The following is a 22,912-nucleotide window of genomic DNA, read 5'->3' on the forward strand; positions in this document are numbered from 1 at the left end:
GAGGGAGGGCAGGTATCTCGATGGATCAGCTCGCGCCAACCGAGAAATATTCCCCCTTTCGTTTCTTTTCGGCCGAGCAATGGTCGCGCTTCCGCGCCGACACGCCGCTGACGCTGAGCGAGGACGAATTCCGCCGCCTGCGTTCGCTCAACGATCCGGTCGACCTCGAGGAGGTCAAGCGCATCTATCTGTCGCTGTCGCGGCTCTTGTCCGCCCATGTCGAGGCGAGCCAGCTTCTGTTCCGGCAGCGCCAGGCCTTCTTCAACGCCGTCGACATCGTCAAGACGCCGTTCATCATCGGCATTGCCGGCTCCGTCGCGGTCGGCAAATCGACCACCGCACGCGTGCTGAAGGAGCTTCTGGCGCGCTGGCCATCGAGCCCCAAGGTCGATCTCATCACCACCGACGGTTTTCTGCTGCCCAATGAGGTTCTGCGCCGCGAAAACCTGATGGAACGCAAGGGTTTTCCTGACAGCTATGATGTCGGGGCGCTGCTGCGCTTCCTTTCGGGCATCAAGTCGGCGCTGCCCGATGTCCGCGCGCCGGTCTATTCGCATCTCACCTATGACGTCATTCCCGGCGAGTTCGTCACCATCGACCGGCCTGATATTCTGATCTTCGAAGGCATTAATGTCCTGCAGCCGGGCAAGCTGCCACAGGACGGCAAGATCGTGCCCTTCCTGTCCGACTTTTTCGACTTCGCCATCTATATCGATGCCGACGAGAAGCTGATCCACGAATGGTACATCTCGCGCTTCATGCGGTTGCGCGAGACCGCTTTCCGCAATCCGGACTCCTTCTTCCACCGCTATTCGCAGCTTTCGGAGGATTCGGCGCGCGCCATCGCCGAAGGCCTGTGGACCAACATCAATCTGAAGAATTTGCGCGAAAACATCCTGCCGACGCGGGCCCGCGCCGATCTCATTCTGCGAAAGGGCGCCGACCACCTGATCGAGGAAGTAGCGCTGCGCAAGCTCTAGATGGCACTGAGTGGCGGGCTCGTCGCGACGAGCCTGCCACCGTCAAATCCGGCAGAGCGCCTCAGCCATTGGCGAACGGCACGGCGACATAGATCTGGCCACCGTCGCGTTCGACCAGCAGCAGCACCGACTTGCGGCCGGATCTGCTGGCCTGCGCGATCGCCTGCGTGACCTGCTTGGCGCTCTTCACTGGGGCCTGGTTGACGGCAACGATGATATCGCCGGGCTGGATGCCGGCAGCGGCCGCCGCCTTGTCGGGATTGACGCGCGCAACCACCGCGCCACGCTCGTTGTCGGCGAGGTTCATCTGCTGGCGAATGTCTGATGTGAGGTCCATCAGGCCAAGGCCGATCGCCGGCGCGCGGGAGCCCTGTTCGGTGCTCGGCGTATCGGAACTATCAGTCGATGCCGTCTTCACATCGTCGCTGTTTTGCCCGACATCGACGGAAATCTGCATGGCCTTGCCCTTGCGCCAGACATCCAGCGTCTCCTTGGCGCCGGGCGCGACATCGGCGACGGCGCGCGACAGATCCTTGGGATCCTTCACGTCCTGTCCGGCGAAGCCGGTGATGACATCGCCAGTTTCGACGCCGGCACTCGCCGCGGGCGAACTGTCATTGACCTTGGAAACCAGCGCGCCGCCGGCATGATCGAGCCCGATGGCGCTCGCCACGTCAGGCGTCACCGACTGAATCTCGACCCCGAGATAACCGTACTGGATCGAACCGTCCTTCATCAGCTTGGCGACGACCTTCTGCGCCTGGTCGGATGGGATGGCGAAGCCGACGCCGACACTGCCGCCATTGGGCGAATAGATCGCCGTGTTGATGCCGACGACATTGCCGTTCACATCCACCAGCGGGCCACCGGAATTGCCATGGTTGATCGGCGCGTCGATCTGGATGAAATCGTCGAACGGCCCGCTATGCAGGTCGCGGCCGCGTGCAGACACGATGCCTGCCGTCACAGTGGTGCCGATGCCGAACGGATTGCCGATCGCCAGCACCTGGTCGCCAGTCATCAGCCGGTCGGAATCGCCCCATTTGACCGTCGGCAAGGGCTTGTCGGCTTTGATCTTGAGCACGGCAAGGTCGTTCTTGGCGTCGCGGCCGACGAGCTTGGCGGGAAGTTCGGTGCCATCGTCGAGCGTAACCTTGATCGAGGAGGCGCCGTCGACGACGTGATTGTTGGTGACGATGGTGCCGTCGGCACTGACGATGAAGCCGGAACCGAGCGCTTCGGCCCGTTGCGCCTGTTGCGGCGGTGTCTGCGGAGCGGGCATTCCCTGGTCACCGAAGAATTGACGGAAATACTGGTCGAACGGCGAGTTGCCGAGAGGCGTTCCGTCGTCGTCATTTGCCGGCTGCGCTTTCATGATCGTTGTGACCGTCACCACCGCCGGCTTGTCGGCCGCTACGATCGGCGCAAAGGAGCCGTTGGGGGCGGTGATACCGGCGACAGGGGTCTGGGTCGTCGCGACAACATTGCTCACGCCTGTGTTGCCGGCACTTTGAGCAAATGAAACGACGAAGGGGGAGATGATGAGGGCGGCGCCCAACAATGCGGCGACGCGATGTCTGCGAAGAATGTTTGGGGATGACATGGTCGTTGTCCGTGCGAGACATTGGGTTCGGCGCCGTGGCCTGTATGGGAGCAGCCCATTCGGCGTACCGGCCGTCGCGGCCGCCTGTCTCGCTTCATGCGGCGGCCGTTCGGGTCGATGAAACCGGAATCTAGGACGCGGATGCGGGCAAATTAGGTTTTTTCGGTTATATTACAAAGATTTAATTCTTTTTGAGCGGATGGACGTCCCACATTCGCGTGACCGCTTCCGGCAGCGTGAAGGCCCCGCTAAGCTCAGATGCTGCCGGTCTGGTCGATGTAAGCCTTTGCAATCTCACGCATACGCTTGCCGTCGAAGCTCGGTCCGTGACCGCCATGGCCGATGCGGATCGGCAGGTCGAGCAGGCGTCGCATGGTGCTGACATAGGCGGCACGGTCGGAATCCGGCAGCGAGTCGATCAGCGTGTCGTCGTAGATGGCGTCGCCGCTGAAAAACAGCCCGTCGGCCTCGTCGAACAGTGCGATCGAATCCGGCGAATGCCCGGGCAGATGCAGGACGCGGAATTGCCGGTCGCCGAGATCGATCACGTCGCCCTCGTCAAGCGCCCGTGTCAGCGGTGCCGATGGGATCTTGTAGTCGGCTGCCTTCCAGCCCGGCACCGGCAGTTTCGAAACGGCGCCTTCGAGATCATGGAACATGTAGGCGTAGGTCGCCGCCTTATCCATGCTTTCGAACTGCGCGGCGCTCATCTTTGGGCCCGCCCGCCACGGAAATTCGTGCAGCGAGCCGACATGGTCGAGATGGATGTGGGTGGCGACGACCAGCAGCGGCTTGCCCTGCGGCGTCTCGATCTCCGGCGCCAGCGGACAGATCCCCATGCCGGTGTCGACCAGGAGGTCCGCGTCGCGGCCGCGCAGATGCCAGATGTTGGCGCGCACATACTCATGCACGAACGGCTCGGTCAGCATCGTCGTCCAGTCGTCGACGATGCTCTTGCTGAACCATTCCGGCATCAGGTGTGAGCCTGACATTAGACGAAAGGCTTCCCGACCTTGTACTTTTCCGGCACCAGCCGCTTGAGATAGGCCATGCCGGCTTCCGACAGCTGGTTGACGTCGGGCTTCATGAAATCGTCAGGCATGTGGCGGGTCTTGCCGGCCACATTTTTCAGCGGCACCTTCTTCAGCACGGTCTTTGTGCCATCATATTGCAGCGCAACCGAGCCGCCGCCCTGTTCGGCGACAGAGACCGCGAAGGCGCCGGCATCGAAGGCCTCCTGCGCGTCGACGGCGTTGATGGCGCCGACATAGCCGCGCGGCATGTAGCCGAGCGCGTCGACGCGGGCCCGCTTGCCCGGCAGGCCTTCGGCCAGCGCGCGTTCGAGTGCGGCCGGCAGGTCGCTGCCCGACAGCTTGACGTTGCCATGCGCGTCGCGCTCGAGCTTTTCCGGCGGCACCAGGCTTTCGACCAGCGCCTTGCCGTCGGCGGTGCTCACCCCTTCCGACACGGCGACGATGCAGCGCTTGTGGCGGTCGAGCGTGGCGCGCACGTCGTCGATGAAGCCGGCGGCGGAGAACGGCCGCTCCGGCACGTAGACAAGATGCGGGCCGCTGTCGGGGTCGAGCTGCCAGGCGGCGGCCGCCGCCGTGAGAAAACCGGCATGCCGGCCCATGACGATGCCGACATAGATGCCGGGCAAAGCGCGGAAATCGAGGTCGACGGAGAGGAAGGCGCCGGCGACGAACTCGGCCGCCGAGATGAAGCCCGGCGTGTGGTCGTTTTCCTCAAGATCATTGTCGATCGTCTTCGGCGCATGGACGAAAGCGATGGAGCCGCCGGCGGCATCGGTCAGGATCTGCTGCGTGCCCGACGTGTCGTTGCCGCCGATATAGATGAAGGCGTCGGCGCCGGCCTTCTTCAGCCCGTTGAGGATCACGTCGCAATAGGCGGCATCCGGTTTGTCGCGCGTCGAGCCGAGTGCTGCACTCGGCGTTCCGGCAATCAGCCGCAGCCGGTCTTCCGGAATGGCGGAGAGGTCGACATAGTTGCCGTCACGGATACCGCGCACGCCATGGATGGAGCCTAGCACCTTGGCGCCGGGATGCCGTTTGCGGATCTCCAGCGTGGCGCCGACCACAGTCTGGTTGATGACGGCGGTCGGGCCGCCACCTTGCGCGATAACAAAAGTTCCGGCCATTCCTGACGTCTCCCGAGCGATGGTTTTCAAGGCACCTTGGCCTGTCTTTCGCTATCGCGCAACGGGAGAGTCTGGCGGCCGCGAACTGCGGCCGCCATCACATGACGACGACCGGGTTTTTCTTCGAAACGCGGCTGTAGAGGTCGATGATGTCCTGGTTGATCAGGCGCACGCAGCCCGACGACATCGCCTGTCCGATGCTCCACCATTCGGGCGAGCCATGGATGCGGTAGCCGGTGTCCTTGCCGTCCTGGTAGATGTAGAGCGCACGCGCCCCGAGCGGGTTGGTGAGGCCGCCTGGCTGGCCGCCCTGCCACTTCACCAGTTCGGGCTTGCGCTGGATCATCTCCGGCGGCGGCGTCCAGGTCGGCCATTCCCGTCCATACTGGATGTTGGCGCGGCCGGACCAGCGGAAGCCGTCCTTGCCGATACCGACGCCGTAGCGGATGGCGTCGCCGCCCGGCTGGACGAGATAGAGCATGCGCTCCTTGAGATGGACGACGATGGTGCCGGGCGCCTCGCCGGTCGTGTCGACGACGATCTGGCGGCGGAATTCCGGCTTGACCTTGAGGTATGGCACCTCAGGCACGTTGAAGCCGTTGTCGGTCAAAGCGGCATACATCACATCGGCGCCGGTGATGTTCTTGTCGACGCTGATCGCCGGCCGCATCGGCGGCACGGAGCCGGTGACCGTATTGTCGAGCTCCAGCGCCGGCATGCCGCCATCACCCGAGGTCGAGCAGCCGGCGGCGCTGAGCAGCGCCAGCGCGCCTGCCCCGGACAGGACGGCGCGGCGGGAAACATGATGATCGGTATCGATTGCGTCGCCGTTTCGTGGCGGCGTCAGACCTTGCGGCAACTCACGCATATACCCAAACCCTACGCTGTCGGCGGGAAGCACGGTCCGGCCGGATAGCGGGCATTTTCATCATTCATGGTTGATAAAGCGTGAACGCCTTGCGCCGCCTGCATTTGCATGCTGCCTGGCGGCATCAGGCCGTGCTGGCGATCGCCAACCGAGCGCTCCTGCACAAAAAGACCCAGCTCGGGTCATAATCCCGGCACCGGCCTCTCCTACCCATCGGGCGATCAGCGAGGGGCCTGCATGTGCAAGACGTTAAAAACCGACATCACGCTTTTTGCCGCTGCCATTGTCGCGGCCGCCTTGGTTCTCGGTGCCGATGTCAGCCTCGCCGATATCATGAGCACGCTGGGCGGCGCGAACTGACGCCGACCGGCCGTTGGCGCAACTGATAGCGCGGCAATTCAGGAAAAAGTGCGCGGCGGTTTCCGTCCGAAATTGCGTAAAAACTAAAATCACGCCCCTTTACATTCTCCCAGGGCTCAGGATTTATCCTTTTCCTTAACCCAAGGGAGACAGACATGTCCTTCGAAAACTGGGCCGCTTTCGCCGCCGCGTCGACCATCCTCCTCATCATTCCGGGGCCGACCATCCTGCTGGTCGTGTCCTATGCGCTTGGCCAGGGCTGGCGCACCGCTTTGCCGATGGCGGTTGGCGTGGCGCTTGGCGACTTCACCGCCATGACCTTGTCGATGCTCGGCATCGGCGCGCTGCTCGCCGCTTCGGCGACCGTTTTCACCGTCCTGAAGCTGATTGGCGCCGGCTATCTGATCTATCTCGGCGTAAAGCTGTTCCGCGCCGGCGGCGCGCTGAAGGCAGAACCCCGCACCGATGCGGTGTCTTCCGCCAAGATGATGGCGCATGCCTGGCTGGTCACCGCGCTCAATCCCAAAAGCATCACCTTCTTCGTCGCCTTCCTGCCGCAGTTCCTCGACCGGCATGCCGATTTCTGGACGCAGATGCTCATCTTCGAGACAACTTTCCTGGCGCTCGCCTTTGCCAATGCCTTCGGCTATGCGCTGATCGCGGCGCGCGCCCGCAATGTCGTGCGCAATCCCAAGGCGATCCGCATCTTCAACCGCACCGGCGGCACGCTGCTGGTCGGCGCCGGCATCGCGACGGTGGCGATGCGTTCGGGTAATTAGCCGGCCTGTCTTCCATCAGAAACCGGTTTCCGGTTTCGGATGGTGGTTCACCACTTCACGCTGATACCCAGATTGCCCTCCAGGATGCGGCGTTTGTCGCCGCCGAGATTGGTGGTGTAGTCGCCGGTGGCGAAGATGCTGACCTTGTCGGTCACCTCAGCGACGAGGCCACCGCCAAACTCGAACGAGGTCGATCGGCCCTCGGTCGAGATGTCGGTGGTGTCGAAGCTGACACGGTCGGTGCCGCCGAAATCATGCCAGATGTTGGCCTTCAGGTAGGGCTGCAGCGTGATGCCGTTGAAAGTGGTCTCGCCTTGCAGCCGCGCACCCAGCCGGCCGCTGACGCTGTCGTCGGTGCCGAAGGAAACGGACGAGAAGCGGTCGTTGGTGTCGTTGAGCGACAGATGCTGCCAGACCAGTTGCGCCTGCGGTTCGAGCGTCCAGCCCTGCGCCAGCGCTATGGGATAGCCGCCTTCCAGCGATGCGGTGACGCCGGTTCCACCGACATCGATGCCGATGTCGCGCGACGATGTCGCGTCGCCGCCGAAGAAGGTGGCCATCAGCACACCGTCAAGGTACCAGCCGCCCTGGCCGATCCGCGTCCAGTAACCGCCGATGCTGGCGCCGCTGACGTCGAGGCTGCCGACTGACAGATCGTTCCATCCCAGCGCCTGGCCGCGCACATCGCCCTTCATACTGGCATAGGCGATGAACAGGCCGGCGCGATCGATTCCGCCTGAGGCGGTCTCGCGTCCGAACACGTCGAAGCCCGCCTGGAGGCCGAACAGCGTGCCGTCGAAGGAGGGCGACACCTTCCCCGACCAGCCCATTTTGGCGTCCTGGCCATAAATGCGGCCCCAGACCGGCGACAGTTCCGGGTCGGACAGCAGGCTCTGCTCGCCACGCCGTTCGTGGAAGGTGCCGAGCGTCGTCATCGCCAGATGCTCGGCCACAGGCGGCAAGGCCGAATAGACCGGCACCTCGATGCGGTAGAGCGGGATCACGGCTGCCTGCACCGCGGTCGCTCCGGGCGTCGGCGGCGTCGGCTGGACCGGTGGCGGGCCCGGCAGCGTCGGCACCGGCAATACCGGCGCTGCGGTCGGCACCACCGGCGGAGGTGGCGGCGGATCTGCGGGTGGCGCCGGTGGTGGTGGCGGTGGCGGCTCGGGTTCCGGGTCGCTGGCCTGCACCGGTGGTGTCGGATCGACCGGCGGGGTGTTGATGTCGCCCTCGGTCGGCGGCGGAGTCGGCGGCAGTTCGGAGGGCGGCGGTGGCGGCGGCTCGGCCGCCGGCGGCTCAGGTTCCGGCGGTGGCGTGGGTTCGAGCGCCGGCGGGGCTGGTGCGGGTGTCGCCGGTGTGGTCAGCGTCGAGCGCAGGTACCAGTTCTCGTCGCTGCCGGCGCTGACGCCGCCCTTGAACAGATAATATTCGAAGGCGCCGGCGGCGACCGGGGCGTCGAGTGCGAAGGTGGTGGCGCCTGAAGTGGCGCCGTTGACCGCCTGGACGACCATGATGCCGTCCTGCGTGGTCGAGGCACCCGCGCCGCCGACATTGACCACGGAAATGCCGGTCGAGCCGGACGCCGTCCCGCCCGACAGCACCAGCCGGTCCGAGGCGGAGGAATCGTCACCGAGCACGGTCTGGACAAGCAGCAGGCCGCCGGCGCCGACATAATTGCCCGAGATCGTCAGCCTGTCGGTCGCGCCCGTGCTGCCGTTGGTCAGGTCGATCCGCCCGGCATTGGTGACCTGCGCCAGTTGGCCTGCCGTGAAGGCCTGGATCGTGGCGTTGAAGCCCCCACCAAAGAGCGTGCTGGATGCATCGACGCTGAGCGAGCCCGTGCCGGTGCCGCTGTCGCCGAGCTTGAGAATGCCGTCGAGCATTAGTTCTGTATCGTTGGTGGCGTCGATCGTCTCCCAGTTCTGCACCCGGCTGATTCCGTCCAGCTTGACGTTGTCGAAGGTCAGCGCATCGGCACCGAGACCGCCATTCAGGGCATCCGTGCCGCCGAGATTGGCGTTGGTGAGGTTGCTGAGTTTGGCGGTGTCGTTGTCGGCGCCGAGATCGACCGCGCCATAGATGATGCCGCCGCCATTCCAGACGAAACTGTCGGAACCAAAGCTCATCAGCACATCGCCGCCGATCGTGCCGCCTGATATCGTCACGCTGTCATTGCCGCCGCTGACGCTGATGTTGCCGCCGATCGTGCCGCCCGACAGGATGATGGCGTCCTGGTCGAAGCCGGTGACGAGGTTGCGGTCGATGGTGCCGCCGGACATGTTGAAATAGTTCTTGTCGAGCTTCATGTTGACCCGGCCGATGCGACCGCCGGTCATCACGGCGTTATCGCCATCGTCGAAGAAATCGACGATGCGCCCGCCCGTCATGGTGAACGTGTCCAGCCCGTCGCCCTGGTTGAGCGATCCGACCTGGCCGCCGCTCATGTTGAAGTCGTCGATGCCGGCGCCCTGCTGGACATTGCCGGCGACAGTGCCGCCACCGATGGTGAAGAAATCCGTGCCGCCGCCCTGGTCGACCGTGCCGGCGATGGTGCCGGACTGCATGTTGATGCGGTCCGTGCCGACGCCAAAGGTGACGTTGCCGCTCACCTGCCCGGTGCCGCCGGCGGGAAAGGTCAGCGTGTTGTCGCCGCTGGTATCGGTAAGGCTGCCGCCCGAATCGCCGCTATCGCAGGTGAAGGTGGTATCCCCCGCCGACGGAACCAGCACGCAGGCCGCCAAGGCTGCGGAATTCGGCAGCAACGCCAGCGCTGTAGTTGCAAGTAAGCTAATAAACCATGGATGGATTTGCCATGGTTTTCGCCGCAAAAAAGAAATCGACTCACCAACGTATTTCGAACAGCCATTCGGACGCTGTATTTCAAAATGCCGCATCGCGTCCCCTCTCAGATCGCGATTACAAGCCCTTCGCCGCGCCGCAATGAAGCCACAATTTGTTCGATTTTACAAAGCCTAATCTACGCCAAATGGTTGATGAACTGCAAAGGCTACTGGGACAGACCTTGTATAGCGCGTGATTGGCACGTCCGTGGCCCATGCTTTAAGATCGCTTTGGCCCGAAGGGCTCTGGGGGGCTTATCCCGGGTCGATCAGAGGATGTTGCATGGGATTCAGGGACGCGTTCGGCCTGACATTTTCGGGCGCCACCGAAGCAGGGTTCACGCCCTACAACCAGGCGGTGAGCCAATTGCAGTGCTTCATCGGCGATCCCGTCGGCTCCGTCGACCGCGCCATCGCGGAAAATCCCGGTTTCGTCATGGCGCATGCCTTCAAGGGCTACCTCTTCGGCCTTGCCACCGAGCGGGAGGCGACGGCCGTGGCCAGGGCCTGCCACGAGGCGGCATTGCCGCTTGCCGCGACGACGCGCGAAGCGGCGCATGTCTTAGCCCTCGGCCACCTCGCCAACGGGCGCTGGCATGACGCCGCTGGGATTCTTGAGGATATCGCGATCGAGAACCCGCTCGACGCGGTGGCGCTGCAGGTCGGACACCAGATCGATTTCTTCACCGGCAATGCCCGCATGTTGCGCGACCGCATCGCCCGCGCCTTGCCGTCATGGCAGAACGGGATGCCCGGCTACCACGCCATCCTCGGCATGCAGGCCTTCGGGCTGGAGGAAATGGGCGACTATAACAGGGCTGAAAAGCTTGGCCGCATGGCCGTCGAGATCGAACCGCGCGACGGCTGGGCGCAGCATGCCGTGGCGCATGTCATGGAAATGCAAAGCCGGCAAAGGGATGGCATCGCCTGGATGCGCGCCGATCCCGAAGCCTGGACAAGGGAGAGCTTCCTGCAGGTGCATAATTGGTGGCACCTGGCGCTGTTTCACTATGATCTCGGCGAGACCGACCAGGTGCTGGCGCTCTATGACGGACCGATCTATGGCACGCCATCGACGATGGCGCTCAACATGGTCGATGCGTCGGCAATCCTGTGGCGGCTCTATCTCGGCGGCATCGATGTCGGCGACCGCTGGACAGCGCTCGCCGGCAATTGGCCCAAGGCCGGCGCCGGCGACTACGCCTTCAACGATGCGCACGCGATGATGGCCTTCGTCGGCGCCGGCCTCGACGGACCCGCACGGACCTTGCTTGAAGCACAGCGCGAGGCGATGCGTGGCAGTGACGACAATGCAGCTTTCACCAGGGATGTCGGCCATCCCTTGACGCTGGCAATCAAGGCTTTCGGCGAAGGCAACTACACCGAGGCCGTGCGGCTGATCCGGCCGATCCGGGCGATCGCGCACCGCTTTGGTGGCAGCCATGCACAGCGCGATGTCATCGACCTGACGCTGATCGAAGCGGCTCTGCGGGCCGGCGACGGCGCTCTCGCCAGGGCGCTGACGGCCGAGCGTTCGATGGCGCGGCCGGACAGTCCGCTGTCGGCGCTGTTTTCGCGACGCGCGGCCGATTTGTCAGAGAATTGACCCGGAGCGGATCTTGCCTTAAAAACTGGCTCGGCCAGATTTTTTCGGGATCCGAAAAAAATAAGGACGTGGGAGGAAAACATGTATCTCGGCCTCGACCTGGGCACGTCGGGCGTCAAGGCGCTGCTGATCGATGCCGGACAAACCGTCGTCGGCTCCGGCCATGGCTCACTTGATGTTTCGCGGCCGCATCCCGGCTGGTCCGAACAGGATCCGTCCCACTGGATACGCGCCTGCGAAGACGCGATCGCGGAATTGAAGGCCTCCCATCCCAGGGAGTTCGCGGCGGTGAAAGGCATTGGCCTGTCCGGCCAGATGCATGGCGCCACCTTGCTAGATTCGGCTGACGCAGTGCTGCGCCCCTGCATTCTGTGGAACGACACGCGCAGCCATGTCGAGGCGGCGGCGCTCGACGCCGATCCGCGCTTCCGCGCGCTGACCGGCAACATCGTTTTTCCCGGCTTCACCGCGCCCAAGCTCGCCTGGGTGAAGAACAACGAGCCCGCTGTCTTCGCGAAAGTGGCCAGGGTGTTGCTGCCGAAGGACTTTCTGCGGCTTTGGCTGACCGGCGAGCACATTTCGGAAATGTCCGACTCGGCCGGAACGTCCTGGCTCGATGTTGGCAAGCGCCGCTGGTCGCCCGAATTGCTGGCGGCTACGTCGCTCGACGAGAAGCAGATGCCGTCCTTGGTGGAGGGCACTGAGAAGGCTGGCGGTTTGCGCAGCGAATTGGCGTCGAAATGGGGTGTCGAGGCCGGCATCCCGATTGCCGGCGGTGCCGGCGACAATGCGGCCTCGGCCTGCGGCATGGGCACGGTCGGCGCCGGCCACGCCTTCGTCTCGCTCGGCACGTCGGGCGTGCTGTTTGCCGCCAACGCGTCCTATCTGCCCAACCCGGCAAGCGCGGTCCACACCTTCTGTCATGCGCTGCCCGACACCTGGCACCAGATGGGCGTCATCCTGTCGGCGACCGATTCGCTCAACTGGCTGTCGGAGATCACAGGCAAAGGCGCGGGCGAGCTGACGTCGGAACTCGGCGATACGCTGAAGGCGCCGACCGGCGTCTCCTTCCTGCCCTATCTCTCGGGCGAGCGCACGCCGCACAATGATTCCGCCATCCGTGGCTCCTTCACCGGGCTGGCGCATGAATCGAGCCGCGCGGTGCTGACGCAGGCTGTGCTCGAAGGCGTCGCCTTCGCCTTCCGCGACAGTCTCGAAGCCCTGAAGACAGCCGGCACCACATTGACCCGCGTGACGGCGATCGGCGGCGGTTCGCGCTCACGCTATTGGCTGAAATCGATCGCCACCGCGCTGCAGGTGCCGGTGGATATTCCCGCCGACGGCGATTTCGGCGCCGCCTTCGGCGCGGCCCGGCTCGGCCTCATCGCGGCGACCGGTGCCGATCCGCTGGCCGTGTGCACAGCGCCGCGGACGGATGCGACGATTGAACCGGATGCCGGGCTCGGTGGCGCCTATGCGGACGCCTATCACCGCTACCAGGCACTGTATCCGGCGATCCGGGGCGCCACGGCGTGAGCGGGTTCTCGCCCACGCCGCGGCACGGCAACTCACTGCGCCGGCACCTTGTCGAGAAACCCGGTGACGTTCTTCAGGCGGCCGTTTTCGATGACGCCGATGTCGGTGCCTTCGATGACCGAAGGGACGCCTTCAGGTCCGAGATTCCAGGAGAAGCGGATCTTGTCGGCGAACCCGTCCGGCGTGCCTTTCAGCGAGAACCGGAAGCCGGCAAAGCGCCGCTGCACGCCGTCGATCAGCGCCGCGACGCCGTCATGGCCGTCGCCCTGCATCAGCGGATCGCGATAGCTGACGTCTTCGGTGAAGGTAGCCTTCAGCAATTCGGCGCGGCGGCTGGCGTCGCTTTCGTTCCAGGCGGTGATGTAGCCCTCGGCGATCTTGTTGAGGTCGGTCATGGTCTGTCTCCTTCGTTGAGTGGCTTTGACACGACCCTTTTCACCCCACGGCAGACCGAAACCAATTACGCCTGAGGTAATCAGGGCGAACTATTCGAGAGAGGACAGAAATCATGAGCAGCGGATTTTTCGGCGACATCCAGAGGATCAAATATGAAGGGCCGGATTCGACCAATCCGCTGGCCTACCGCTTCTACAATCCGGATGAGGTGGTGGCCGGCAAGCGGCTGGAGGACCATCTGCGCTTCGCCGTTGCCTACTGGCACTCCTTCGCCTGGCCGGGCGGCGATCCCTTCGGCGGCCAGACCTTCGACCGTCCCTGGTTCCCCAAGGCCGGCGGCATCGACACGATGGAACTGGCCAAACTGAAGGCCGATGTCGCCTTCGAGATGTTCTCGCTGCTCGGCGCCCCCTATTTTTGCTTCCACGACGCCGATGTGCGGCCCGAGGGCAAGGATTTCTCCGAGAGCGCCGCCCGTCTCGACGAGATCGCGGACTACTTTGCCGGCAAGATGAAACAGACCGGCGTCAAGCTGCTCTGGGGCACAGCGAACCTGTTCTCCAATCGCCGCTTCATGTCGGGTGCCGCCACCAATCCCGATCCGGATGTGTTCGCCTATGCCGCGGCGACGGTGAAAAGCTGCATCGACGTCACCAAGCGGCTGAAGGGCGAGAATTATGTGCTGTGGGGCGGGCGCGAGGGCTATGAGACGCTGCTCAACACCGACCTTGCCCGCGAGCAGGAACAGGCCGGCCGCTTCCTCAGCCTCGTCGTCGACTACAAGCACAAGATCGGCTTCAAGGGCGCGATCCTGATCGAGCCGAAGCCGCAGGAGCCGACCAAGCACCAGTATGATTACGACGTTGCCACGGTCTATGGTTTCCTCAAGCGCTTCGGCCTGGAGAAGGAAGTAAAACTCAACATCGAGCAGGGCCACGCGATTCTGGCCGGCCATTCCTTCGAGCACGAACTGGCGCTGGCCAATGCGCTCGGCGTCTTCGGCTCGATCGACATGAACCGCAACGACTACCAGTCCGGCTGGGACACCGACCAGTTTCCCAACAACGTGCCGGAAATGGCGCTGGCCTATTACCAGGTCCTGCAGGCCGGTGGCTTCAAGACCGGTGGCACCAATTTCGACGCCAAGCTGCGTCGCCAGTCGCTCGATCCGCAGGACCTGCTGATCGGCCATATCGGCGGCATGGATTCTTGTGCGCGCGGGCTCAAGGCAGCCGCCCGCATGGTCGAGGACAAGGCGCTGTCGGCGCCGCTGGCCGAGCGCTATGCCGGCTGGAACACGGCAGAGGGCAAGGCAATGCTGTCGGGCAAGCGCACGCTGGAGGACATCGCCGAGCGCGTGGTGAAGAAGAAGATCGAGCCGCAGCCGCGCTCCGGCCGCCAGGAATTGCTGGAAAACATCGTCAACCGTTACGTCTGAGGGCGGAAGCCGATTCGTATTGCTCGAGGGGCGGCGGGATAACACTCCTGCCGCCTTGGAACGGCCTTGCGCCAAGGGGCGCATCCGGCGACAAGGTTTTGCCCCTTCACGCCCCTCAATCACCTCGCTCTTGCCTTCAAACTGCCGTCACGTATCTCGTATAAGAGAGACCTGTGGCGGGTGAAAAGGAAGGAGGCGAACCGATATGCAGCACGAACGCGAAATCGACGCCCTACTGTCATCCGGTGAGACCGGATCGATCATCGACCGGCTGATGGCGCTGCCGCGGCCGACCGACAATGTGAAAAACGAATGGGATCGTGCTGTCAGCAGCCGATTCGAAATCCGTCTTGTCAGACAGATGCGCTCGCAGATCGACGCCGGCAGCGATAGGCAAAACGCCGCTTGATTCCCCTGAACTGACCTAGCCCCGGCGCAACCTGACCGGGGCTTCGCCGAACGCTCTTGAAAACGCTCTGGAAAATGCCGCGGCGGACGAGAATCCTGTCCGCCCGGCAATATCCGCCATGGCCACGCGCGTGTCGACCACCAGGCGGCGCGCCGCGCCCAGCCGTAGCCTGAGATAGTAGGCGCCCGGCGTCTCGCCGATCGACTTGCGAAAAATGCTTTCCAGCGTCCGCGCCGTCACCCCGGCGCGCTTTGCGATGGCCTCGATAGTGAGCGGCTGGTCGACATGCGCTTCCATCAGCCGGATGGCCTGCGCCAGGCGTGGATCGTAGCCGTCGAGCCGGCCAAGCGAGACCAGCGGCTGCGCATCGGTCGCCACGCGCGCCTGATCGTAGATGAACGCGCTTGCCACATCGAGCGCCACGGCCATGCCGAGCCGGGTGCGGATCAGATGCAGCATCAGGTCCAGGGTCGGCGACGCGCCGCCCGTGGTGAACACCGGTCCGTCGATGATGTAGCGATCGGGGCGCACGTCAACGCCGGGAAAGGCCGACGAAAAATCCTCCATGTCTTCCCAGTGGGTTGTGGCGCTGCGGCCTTCAAGCAAACCGGCGCGCGCCACCAGCCATGTGCCCGCCTCGACGCCGCCGCAGGCGCGGGCCGACCGCGCCGCCCGGCGCAGGCCGGCGAGCAAGGTCGACGTGGCATAGTTCTGCGTCCCGAAGCCCGCGACCACGACCAGGACATCGGTTGGTTCCGTCGCATCGAACCGGCCGCTGACCGCCACGGGCAGGCCGCATGTCGTGACCGGCGCCTCCCCGGTCACCGAAACCAGTTTGAAGTCAAACAGGGTTTCGCCGGCGATGCGGTTGGCGGCGCGCAGCGGATCGACGGTGCATGCCACGCACATGATGGATGCCCCGGAAAACACCAGCAGCGTCACCTTCAGCGGTGACTGCTCCGGGCGAAAGATTGTCGGTTTTTCGTTTTTTATCATGTGTCATTCGTAAAAGGTAAAACAGTTCCCGGCAAGTCGCGCAATGTTGTGCCTCTGTTCGAACTGGGAGGAGAATTCCATGCCGCTTGCGATGAACCGTGAGGTTTTCATTACCTGTGCCGTGACCGGATCCGGCGGTTCGCAGGATCGCAGCCCGCATGTGCCGCGTTCGCCCAAGCAGATCGCCGATTCAGCCATCGATGCGGCCAAGGCCGGCGCGGCGATCGTTCACTGCCATGTCCGCGACCCCGAGACCGGCAAACCGCGCCGCGATGTGCATCTCTACCGCGAAGTCACCGAGCGCATCCGCGAGGCGAACGTCGATGTCGTGCTGAACCTCACCGCCGGCATGGGCGGCGACATGGTGTTCGGCTCGCCGGAAGCGCCGCTGCCGCTCAACGAAAAGGGCACCGACATGGGCGGCGCCTCCAACCGCATGGAACATGTGCGCCAGTGCCTGCCGGAAATCTGCACGCTCGACTGCGGCACCATGAACTTCGCCGAAGCCGACTATGTCATGACCAACACGCCCGGCATGCTGCGCGCCATGGGCGGCATGATGACGGCGCTCGGCGTCAAGCCGGAGATCGAGGCCTTCGACACCGGCCATCTCTGGTTCGCCAAGCAATTGGTCGAGGAGAAGGTACTCAACCCCGATGCGCTGGTGCAGCTCTGCATGGGCGTGCCGTGGGGCGCGCCAGATGACCTCAACACCTTCATGGCCATGGTCAACAATGTGCCGTCGACCTGGAACTGGTCGGCCTTTGCCATCGGCCGCAACCAGATGGCCTATGCGGCGGCGGCGGTGCTCGCCGGCGGCAATGTCCGCGTTGGTCTCGAGGACAATCTCTGGCTCGACAAGGGCGTGCTGGCCACCAACGCGCAACTGGTCGAGCGTGCCGCCAGCATCGTCACCAATCTCGGCGCCCGGATCCTGGGGCCGGAGGAAGTGCGCAAGAAGCTCAATTTGACCAAGCGGGCGCCGATCGCAGCCGCGGCGTAAGGCGGGAGCAGATCATGGCTACCGTCAAATTCACCGCGATGAAGGATGGCGACAAGGACGATTACGAGTTCCTGACCGCCCATGAAATCGACTACTCCGCCAAAACCGGCGAGCGGCTGCTCGACGCGCTGGTGCAGCTCGACGAGGGCCTGTCCGGCTATAAGATCACCCGGCTTGGCCATTCGCTGCAGGCGGCGACGCGCGCCTGGCGCGACGGCGCCGATACCGACTGGATCGCCTGCGCACTGCTGCATGATATCGGCGACATCTACGCGCCCTACAATCACGACGAATACGCCGCTTCGATCCTGAAACCCTTCGTGCGCGAGCAATGCACCTGGGTGGTGGAAAAGCATGGCGACTTCCAGCGCCTCTATTACGCCCACCATCTCGGCGGCAACCGCCATGCCCGCGACCGCTTCGCAGGCCATGCCTTTTTCGACGATTGCGACCAGTTCTGCGAACGCTGGGACCAGTCGAGCTTCGATCCCGACTACGAGACGCTGCCGATCGACTTCTTCCGGCCCTTCGTGCTCGAAGTCTTTGCCCGCAAGGCTTACGACCCGGCGGTGATCCGCGCCGGCGAGCGCGTGCCTCTCATCGATCCACAAACAGCCAGGACAAGAACCGGAGCTTCCCCATGAGCATCATCAACAAGGCGGCCGCCATTGGCGGCGGTGTCATCGGCGCCGGCTGGGTGGCGCGCCTGCTGCTCAACGGCATCGACGTGTCGATCTTCGATCCGGACCCGGAAGCCTCGCGCAAGGTCTCGGAAGTGATGAAGGGTGCGCGCCGCGCCTATAAGCAGATGGTGCCCGGCGGTCTGCCGAAAGAGGGCAAGCTGACCTTCGCCAAGACCATTGCCGAGGCGGTTGCGGACGCGGACTTCATCCAGGAAAGCGTGCCGGAACGGCTCGACCTCAAGCACAAGGTGCTGGCCGAGATCGACGCCCATGCGCCGGCCAACGCCATTGTCGGCTCGTCGACCTCCGGCATCAAGCCGACGGATATGCAGGTGGCGATGAAGAAGCATCCAGAGCGGCTGGTCGTCGGCCATCCGTTCAACCCGGTCTACCTCTTGCCGCTGGTCGAAATCGTCGGCGGCGATCAGACCTTTCCCGAGGCGATCGAGGTCGCCAAGGAGATCTACGCCTCGATCGGTATGAAGCCGGTGGTCATCCGCAAGGAGATCGAAGCCTTCGTCGGTGACCGCCTGCTCGAAGCCGCCTGGCGCGAGGCGCTGTGGCTGATCAAGGACGGCATCTGCACCGTCGAGGAGCTCGACGACATCATGCGCTACGGCTTCGGCCTGCGCTGGGCGCAGATGGGCATGTTCCAGGTCTATCGCGTCGCCGGCGGCGAGGCGGGCATGCGCCACTTCATGGCGCAGTTCGGGCCGTGCCTGAAATGGCCTTGGACCAAGCTGATGGACGTTCCGGAATTCAATGACGAACTGGTCGACCTGATCGCCACTCAGTCGGACGACCAGGCGCATGGCCTGTCGATCCGCGAGCTGGAAAAGATCCGCGACGATAATCTGGTCGCGATCATGGACGCGCTGTCGAAGCAGAATAAAGGCAAGGGCTGGGGTGCCGGCGCGCTGCACAAGGACTACACCAAGCAGCTGGCCAAGCTGGCGGCGAAGAAGCCGACGGCCTCCAAGGCGGCTGAAAAGGCCAAGGCCTCCAAGCCGGTGAAGAAGGCTGAAAAGCCGGCAAAGGGCGGCAAGGCGAAGAAGAGCAAGAAAGGCTGAGCCATGGATTTCGGTCTTTCGGAGGAACAAAAACTCATCGTCGAGACGACGCGCGCCTTCGTCGAGAATGAGCTCTACCCGCATGAGCGCGAGGTCGAACGCACCGGCGTGCTGCGCCGCGAGCTGATCGAGGAGATCAAGGCCAAGGCAATCGAGGCCGGGCTCTATGCCGCCAACATGCCGGCCGACGTCGGCGGTGCCGGCCTCGATACGGTGACCTGGCTGCTCTACGAGAAGGAACTCGGCCGCGCCAATTATGCGCTGCACTGGACCTGCGTGGCGCGTCCCTCCAACATCCTGCTCGCCGGCACGCCGGAGCAGCGTGAAAAATATCTGTTTCCCTGCATCCGTGGCGAGAAGTGGGACTGCCTGGCGATGACCGAGCCGGGCGCCGGCTCCGACCTGCGCGGCATGAAGGCGTCGGCCGTGCAGGACGGCGATGACTGGGTGCTCAACGGCACCAAGCATTTCATCAGCCACGCGGATCTCGCCGATTTCGCCATCGTGTTCATGGCTTCCGGCGAAGAGGATTCGCCGCGCGGCAAGCGCAAGAAGATCACCGCCTTCTTCGTCGACAAGGGCACCAAGGGATTCACTGTCCGCGACGGCTACCGCAACGTCTCGCATCGCGGCTACACCAACGCCATCCTCGAATTCGACGATTGCCGGCTCCCGGCAAGCCAGGTTCTCGGCGAAGTCCACAAAGGCTTCGACGTCGCCAATTCCTGGCTGGGGGCCACCCGCCTGCAGGTTGGCGCCACCTGTCTCGGCCGCGCCGAGCGGGCGCTTGGCCACGCCGTCGAATACGCCGCGCAGCGCCAGCAGTTCGGCCAGCAGATCGGCAAATTCCAGGGCGTATCGTTCAAGCTCGCCGACATGGCGACGGAATTGAAGGCCGCCGACCTGATGGTGTTCGAAGCCGGCTGGAAGTACGATCAGGGCACCGTCACCGACCAGGACATGGCTATGGCCAAGCTGAAGGCCACCGAAATGCTTGCCTTTGTTGCCGACGAAGCCATCCAGATCCATGGCGGCATGGGGCTGATGGACGACTTGCCGCTGGAGCGCATCTGGCGCGACGCCCGCGTCGAGCGCATCTGGGAAGGCACGTCGGAGATTCAGCGACATATTATTTCGCGGGCGCTGCTGCGTCCGTTCGGAGCTTAGAGCATGATGCGCCAAAGCCGGGATTCGGTTTTGTCGGAGAAACGGGATCGTTTGTCCTGAGATCACGCTCAAACGAAAAGATGACCATGCATAAACTCGAACGTCTCCTGCGCCCGAAATCGATCGCCGTCTTCGGTGGCGTACAGGCCGCCGCCGTCGTCGCGCAGTCGATCAAGATGGGCTTTGCCGGCGAAATCTGGCCGGTGCATCCGACCAAGGATGAGGTTGCCGGCCGCAAGGCTTACCGTTCCGTGGCGGACCTGCCCGGCGCGCCGGATGCCGCCTTTGTCGGCGTCAACCGGCATCTGACCATCGAGGTCGTCCAGGCGCTGGCCGAACGCGGCGCCGGCGGCGCCGTCTGCTTTGCCGCCGGCTTCCTCGAGACCGAGGCCTATGACGATGACGGCGAACGGCTGCAGGCCGAACTCGTCGCGGCTGCCGGCCAGATGCCGATCATCGGCCCGAACTGCTACGGCCTGATCAACTATGCCGACGGCGCGCTTTTGTGGCCCGACCAGCATGGCGGCATCAGGCTGGACGAGGGCGGCAAGGGTGTCGCCATCATCACCCAGTCTTCCAACATCGCCATCAACATGACGATGCAGAAGCGCGGCCTGCCGATCGCTTTCCTGATGACCGCCGGCAACCAGGCGCAGACCGGTCTTTCCGAAATGGCGCTCGGCCTGGTCGAGGACGAGCGCGTCACCTCGCTCGGCCTGCACATCGAGGCCTTCGATTCGGTAGCCGGCTTCGAGAGGCTGGCGGCGCGGGCACGCGAGCTGAAAAAGCCGATCATCGCCATGAAGGTCGGCCGTTCCGAACAGGCGCGGCAGGCCACCGTCTCGCACACCGCCTCACTCGCCGGCTCGGATGCGGCCTCGGGCGCTTTCCTGAGGCGGCTTGGCATTGCGCGCGTCGATTCCATTCCTGCCTTCATCGAAGCGCTGAAGCTGCTGCACATCACCGGTCCACTGCCAGGTTATAGGCTGTCGTCGATGAGCTGTTCGGGCGGCGAAGCCTCCGTCATGGCCGACAGCGCCGAAGGCCGCTGGGTCAACTTCCCGGTTCTGACCGAGACCCATCGCGCCCATGTCAAATCGACGCTTGGGCCGCTGGTCGCGGTCGCCAATCCGCTCGACTACCACACCTTCATCTGGAACAACGAGCCGGCGATGACCGCCACCTTCACCGCCATGGTGTCGGGTGGGTTCGACCTCAATATGCTCGTGCTCGACTTTCCGCGCCCCGATCGCTGCTCGGTCACCGACTGGTGGGCAACGCTGCGCGCCTTCGAATCGGCGCTGAAGACCAACAAGGCGCATGGCGCCATCGTCTCCTCGCTGCCGGAGAACCTGCCCGAGGAATACACCGCCGAGCTGATGGCGCGCGGCATGGTGCCGCTGTTCGGCATTTCCGAGGCCATGGATGCCGCAGGCGCAGCGGCCTTCATCGGCTGGGCGTGGGCCGAACCGCAGGCGCAGCCGGTCGACACCTCCGCTGCCGGCGCCGCCGGCGGCGATCATGTCACGCCTGACGAGGCCGAGGCCAAGGCGCGGCTGATCAAGGCCGGGCTTCCCGTGCCAAAGGGCGAGCGCGCCGACAATGCGGTCGAGGCGGTGATCTCGTCGATGGCGCTCGGCTTTCCCGTCGCCCTGAAGGCGCTGGGCGTCACCCACAAATCCGAGGTCGGCGCCGTCAGGCTCAATCTCAAGGACGCCGAATCCGTCAGCACGGCGGCGCACGACCTGCTGCCGCTCGGCACCGGCCTCTACGTCGAGCGCATGGTGCGCGACGGCGTCGCCGAACTGATCGTCGGCTTCACCAGGGATCCGATGTTCGGCGCGGTGATGACACTGGGCACCGGCGGCGTGCTGGTCGAATTGCTGCGCGACAGCGTCACCTTGATGCTCCCGGCGACGCGCGACGATATCGAGGCCGCACTGCGCGGCCTGAAGCTGTTCCCGTTGCTCGAAGGCTATCGCGGCCGGCCGAAGGCCGACGTCGCGGCCGCCATCGACGCCATCGCGGGCATTGCTGCCTTCGTGCAGAAGAATGCCGGCGAGATCGAGGAACTCGACATCAACCCGCTGATCGTCTGCGTCGAAGGCAAGGGTGCCTGGATCGCCGACGCGCTGCTGGTGCTGGGAGAGAACAAGAATGTCTGACGTCATTTCGACCCGCCGCGAAGGCTCGATCCTCGAGGTCACGCTCGACCGGCCCAAGGCCAACGCCATTGACCTCAAGACCTCGCGGCTGATGGGCGAGACCTTCAAGGCGTTCCGCGACGATCCGGAATTGCGCGTCGCCATCGTCAAGACATCAGGCGACAAGTTCTTCTGCGCCGGCTGGGACCTCAAGGCGGCCGCCGGCGGCGACGCAGTCGACGGCGACTATGGTGTCGGCGGCTTTGCAGGCTTGCAGGAATTGCGCGATCTCAACAAGCCGGTCATCGCTTGCGTCAACGGCATGGCGGTCGGCGGCGGCTTCGAGCTGGCGCTGTCCTGCGACCTCATCTACGCCTCCGATCATTCCTCCTTCGCGCTGCCCGAAATCCGCGCCGGCACGCTGGCCGATGCGGCGACGATCAAGCTGCCGAAGCGCATTCCCTATCATGTCGCGATGGACCTTCTGCTCACCGGCCGCTGGATGGATGTCGCCGAGGCGCATCGCTGGGGCCTGGTCAACGAGGTGCTGCCCAAGGAAAAGCTCGAGGACCGCGTCTGGGAGATCGCCCGCCTGCTCGCCAGCGGCCCGCCGCTGGTCTTTGCCGCCATCAAGGAGACCGCGCGGGTGGCCGAAGCTCTGACCTTCCAGGATGCGATGAACCGGGTGACGCGCCGCCAGCTGGCTACGGTCGATGCGCTGTATGGGTCGGAAGACAATATGGAAGGTTTCCGCGCCTTCGCCGAAAAGCGCGACCCGGTGTGGAAGGGGAAATGAGCCACTTTACCCTCCCCTTGATGGGGAGGGTCGGACCGCAGGCCCGGGTGGGGTGAAGCGCCGCCACCCGCCGCTTCGCG

Annotated in this window: 20 protein-coding genes; 13 read left to right on the forward strand and 7 right to left on the reverse strand. The window is 64.3% G+C overall.

The genetic code is table 11. From position 1 onward, the window contains the following. The first annotated feature begins 20 nt into the window (after positions 1 to 20). Positions 21 to 980 carry a type I pantothenate kinase gene (gene coaA, locus HB778_RS16775; RefSeq protein WP_183464824.1) on the forward strand — a complete coding sequence of 320 codons (960 nt, stop codon included), beginning with the start codon at positions 21 to 23 and terminating at the stop codon, positions 978 to 980. A 61-nt stretch (positions 981 to 1,041) separates the two neighbouring features. On the opposite strand, the gene HB778_RS16780 is transcribed toward coaA, so the two are convergent. The 4 genes from HB778_RS16780 to HB778_RS16795 form a co-directional block, all read right to left on the reverse strand. Beyond that, entirely contained in the window at positions 1,042 to 2,583 is a 1,542-nt protein-coding gene (locus tag HB778_RS16780) for a DegQ family serine endoprotease (protein ID WP_183464825.1), read from the reverse strand. Between the two features lie 254 nt (positions 2,584 to 2,837). Beyond that, entirely contained in the window at positions 2,838 to 3,557 is a 720-nt protein-coding gene (locus HB778_RS16785) for an MBL fold metallo-hydrolase (RefSeq protein WP_183465120.1), read from the reverse strand. Positions 3,558 to 3,574: 17 nt separating this feature from the next. Beyond that, entirely contained in the window at positions 3,575 to 4,741 is a 1,167-nt protein-coding gene (locus tag HB778_RS16790; protein ID WP_183464826.1) for a diphosphate--fructose-6-phosphate 1-phosphotransferase, read from the reverse strand. Positions 4,742 to 4,838: 97 nt separating this feature from the next. Then, positions 4,839 to 5,609, reverse strand: coding sequence for a L,D-transpeptidase (locus HB778_RS16795; RefSeq protein WP_244661939.1), 771 nt, complete (start codon positions 5,607 to 5,609; stop codon positions 4,839 to 4,841). A gap of 237 nt (positions 5,610 to 5,846) precedes the next feature. On the opposite strand from HB778_RS16795, the gene HB778_RS42810 reads away from it, so the two are divergent. Next, a complete protein-coding gene (locus tag HB778_RS42810; protein ID WP_095203121.1) occupies positions 5,847 to 5,969 on the forward strand; it encodes a hypothetical protein in 123 nt (40 codons plus the stop codon). Between the two features lie 155 nt (positions 5,970 to 6,124). Continuing rightward, entirely contained in the window at positions 6,125 to 6,748 is a 624-nt protein-coding gene (locus HB778_RS16800) for a LysE family translocator (RefSeq protein ID WP_183464827.1), read from the forward strand. 47 nt (positions 6,749 to 6,795) lie between these two features. On the opposite strand, the gene HB778_RS16805 is transcribed toward HB778_RS16800, so the two are convergent. Beyond that, entirely contained in the window at positions 6,796 to 9,642 is a 2,847-nt protein-coding gene (locus HB778_RS16805; protein ID WP_183464828.1) for an autotransporter outer membrane beta-barrel domain-containing protein, read from the reverse strand. Positions 9,643 to 9,871: 229 nt separating this feature from the next. Here HB778_RS16805 and HB778_RS16810 point away from each other — a divergent pair, with 229 nt between their 5' ends. Further along, positions 9,872 to 11,194 carry a tetratricopeptide repeat protein gene (locus HB778_RS16810; RefSeq protein ID WP_183464829.1) on the forward strand — a complete coding sequence of 441 codons (1,323 nt, stop codon included), beginning with the start codon at positions 9,872 to 9,874 and terminating at the stop codon, positions 11,192 to 11,194. Positions 11,195 to 11,275: 81 nt separating this feature from the next. After that, positions 11,276 to 12,730, forward strand: a complete 1,455-nt coding sequence (xylB, locus tag HB778_RS16815; RefSeq protein ID WP_183464830.1) for a xylulokinase — start codon at positions 11,276 to 11,278, stop codon at positions 12,728 to 12,730. 32 nt (positions 12,731 to 12,762) lie between these two features. Here xylB and HB778_RS16820 read toward each other — a convergent pair whose 3' ends face one another. Next, a complete protein-coding gene (locus HB778_RS16820; protein ID WP_183464831.1) occupies positions 12,763 to 13,125 on the reverse strand; it encodes a nuclear transport factor 2 family protein in 363 nt (120 codons plus the stop codon). A gap of 113 nt (positions 13,126 to 13,238) precedes the next feature. Here HB778_RS16820 and xylA point away from each other — a divergent pair, with 113 nt between their 5' ends. Beyond that, positions 13,239 to 14,564, forward strand: coding sequence for a xylose isomerase (xylA, locus tag HB778_RS16825; protein ID WP_183464832.1), 1,326 nt, complete (start codon positions 13,239 to 13,241; stop codon positions 14,562 to 14,564). 205 nt (positions 14,565 to 14,769) lie between these two features. Then, a complete protein-coding gene (locus HB778_RS16830) occupies positions 14,770 to 14,973 on the forward strand; it encodes a hypothetical protein (RefSeq protein ID WP_183464833.1) in 204 nt (67 codons plus the stop codon). Between the two features lie 15 nt (positions 14,974 to 14,988). On the opposite strand, the gene HB778_RS16835 is transcribed toward HB778_RS16830, so the two are convergent. Further along, positions 14,989 to 15,969, reverse strand: a complete 981-nt coding sequence (locus HB778_RS16835; protein WP_183464834.1) for a GlxA family transcriptional regulator — start codon at positions 15,967 to 15,969, stop codon at positions 14,989 to 14,991. 79 nt (positions 15,970 to 16,048) lie between these two features. Here HB778_RS16835 and HB778_RS16840 point away from each other — a divergent pair, with 79 nt between their 5' ends. The 6 genes from HB778_RS16840 to HB778_RS16865 all read left to right on the forward strand — a co-directional run bounded on the left by HB778_RS16840 (position 16,049) and on the right by HB778_RS16865 (position 22,832). Further along, entirely contained in the window at positions 16,049 to 16,972 is a 924-nt protein-coding gene (locus HB778_RS16840; RefSeq protein WP_183464835.1) for a 3-keto-5-aminohexanoate cleavage protein, read from the forward strand. Positions 16,973 to 16,986: 14 nt separating this feature from the next. Then, positions 16,987 to 17,616: an HD domain-containing protein gene (locus tag HB778_RS16845; protein ID WP_183464836.1), complete on the forward strand. Its 630-nt coding sequence runs from the start codon at positions 16,987 to 16,989 to the stop codon at positions 17,614 to 17,616. Next, complete coding sequence (locus HB778_RS16850; protein WP_095203132.1) at positions 17,613 to 18,725, forward strand: carnitine 3-dehydrogenase; 1,113 nt, start codon at positions 17,613 to 17,615, stop codon at positions 18,723 to 18,725. Before HB778_RS16845 ends, HB778_RS16850 begins: the two co-directional genes overlap by 4 nt. Positions 18,726 to 18,728: 3 nt before the next feature. Next, positions 18,729 to 19,892: an acyl-CoA dehydrogenase family protein gene (locus HB778_RS16855; RefSeq protein ID WP_183464837.1), complete on the forward strand. Its 1,164-nt coding sequence runs from the start codon at positions 18,729 to 18,731 to the stop codon at positions 19,890 to 19,892. An 86-nt stretch (positions 19,893 to 19,978) separates the two neighbouring features. Next, positions 19,979 to 22,057, forward strand: a complete 2,079-nt coding sequence (locus HB778_RS16860) for an acetate--CoA ligase family protein (RefSeq protein ID WP_183464838.1) — start codon at positions 19,979 to 19,981, stop codon at positions 22,055 to 22,057. Next, entirely contained in the window at positions 22,050 to 22,832 is a 783-nt protein-coding gene (locus tag HB778_RS16865; protein WP_183464839.1) for a carnitinyl-CoA dehydratase, read from the forward strand. The genes HB778_RS16860 and HB778_RS16865 overlap by 8 nt, the downstream gene beginning before the upstream one ends. Positions 22,833 to 22,912: the final 80 nt, after the last annotated feature.

Source organism: Mesorhizobium huakuii (assembly GCF_014189455.1).
Taxonomy (GTDB): Bacteria; Pseudomonadota; Alphaproteobacteria; order Rhizobiales; family Rhizobiaceae; genus Mesorhizobium; species Mesorhizobium huakuii_A.

Coding starts and splice junctions, on each gene's coding strand:
- HB778_RS16790 (WP_183464826.1), bottom strand. CDS start 4,741: ATGGCCGGAACTTTTGTTATCGCGCAAGGTGGCGGCCCGACCGCCGTC.
- HB778_RS16810 (WP_183464829.1), top strand. CDS start 9,872: ATGGGATTCAGGGACGCGTTCGGCCTGACATTTTCGGGCGCCACCGAA.
- HB778_RS16865 (WP_183464839.1), top strand. CDS start 22,050: ATGTCTGACGTCATTTCGACCCGCCGCGAAGGCTCGATCCTCGAGGTC.
- coaA (WP_183464824.1), top strand. CDS start 21: ATGGATCAGCTCGCGCCAACCGAGAAATATTCCCCCTTTCGTTTCTTT.
- HB778_RS16785 (WP_183465120.1), bottom strand. CDS start 3,557: ATGCCGGAATGGTTCAGCAAGAGCATCGTCGACGACTGGACGACGATG.
- HB778_RS16830 (WP_183464833.1), top strand. CDS start 14,770: ATGCAGCACGAACGCGAAATCGACGCCCTACTGTCATCCGGTGAGACC.
- HB778_RS42810 (WP_095203121.1), top strand. CDS start 5,847: ATGTGCAAGACGTTAAAAACCGACATCACGCTTTTTGCCGCTGCCATT.
- HB778_RS16860 (WP_183464838.1), top strand. CDS start 19,979: ATGCATAAACTCGAACGTCTCCTGCGCCCGAAATCGATCGCCGTCTTC.
- HB778_RS16845 (WP_183464836.1), top strand. CDS start 16,987: ATGGCTACCGTCAAATTCACCGCGATGAAGGATGGCGACAAGGACGAT.
- HB778_RS16840 (WP_183464835.1), top strand. CDS start 16,049: ATGCCGCTTGCGATGAACCGTGAGGTTTTCATTACCTGTGCCGTGACC.
- HB778_RS16795 (WP_244661939.1), bottom strand. CDS start 5,609: ATGCGTGAGTTGCCGCAAGGTCTGACGCCGCCACGAAACGGCGACGCA.
- xylB (WP_183464830.1), top strand. CDS start 11,276: ATGTATCTCGGCCTCGACCTGGGCACGTCGGGCGTCAAGGCGCTGCTG.
- xylA (WP_183464832.1), top strand. CDS start 13,239: ATGAGCAGCGGATTTTTCGGCGACATCCAGAGGATCAAATATGAAGGG.
- HB778_RS16855 (WP_183464837.1), top strand. CDS start 18,729: ATGGATTTCGGTCTTTCGGAGGAACAAAAACTCATCGTCGAGACGACG.
- HB778_RS16805 (WP_183464828.1), bottom strand. CDS start 9,642: ATGCGGCATTTTGAAATACAGCGTCCGAATGGCTGTTCGAAATACGTT.
- HB778_RS16780 (WP_183464825.1), bottom strand. CDS start 2,583: ATGTCATCCCCAAACATTCTTCGCAGACATCGCGTCGCCGCATTGTTG.
- HB778_RS16835 (WP_183464834.1), bottom strand. CDS start 15,969: ATGATAAAAAACGAAAAACCGACAATCTTTCGCCCGGAGCAGTCACCG.
- HB778_RS16800 (WP_183464827.1), top strand. CDS start 6,125: ATGTCCTTCGAAAACTGGGCCGCTTTCGCCGCCGCGTCGACCATCCTC.
- HB778_RS16850 (WP_095203132.1), top strand. CDS start 17,613: ATGAGCATCATCAACAAGGCGGCCGCCATTGGCGGCGGTGTCATCGGC.
- HB778_RS16820 (WP_183464831.1), bottom strand. CDS start 13,125: ATGACCGACCTCAACAAGATCGCCGAGGGCTACATCACCGCCTGGAAC.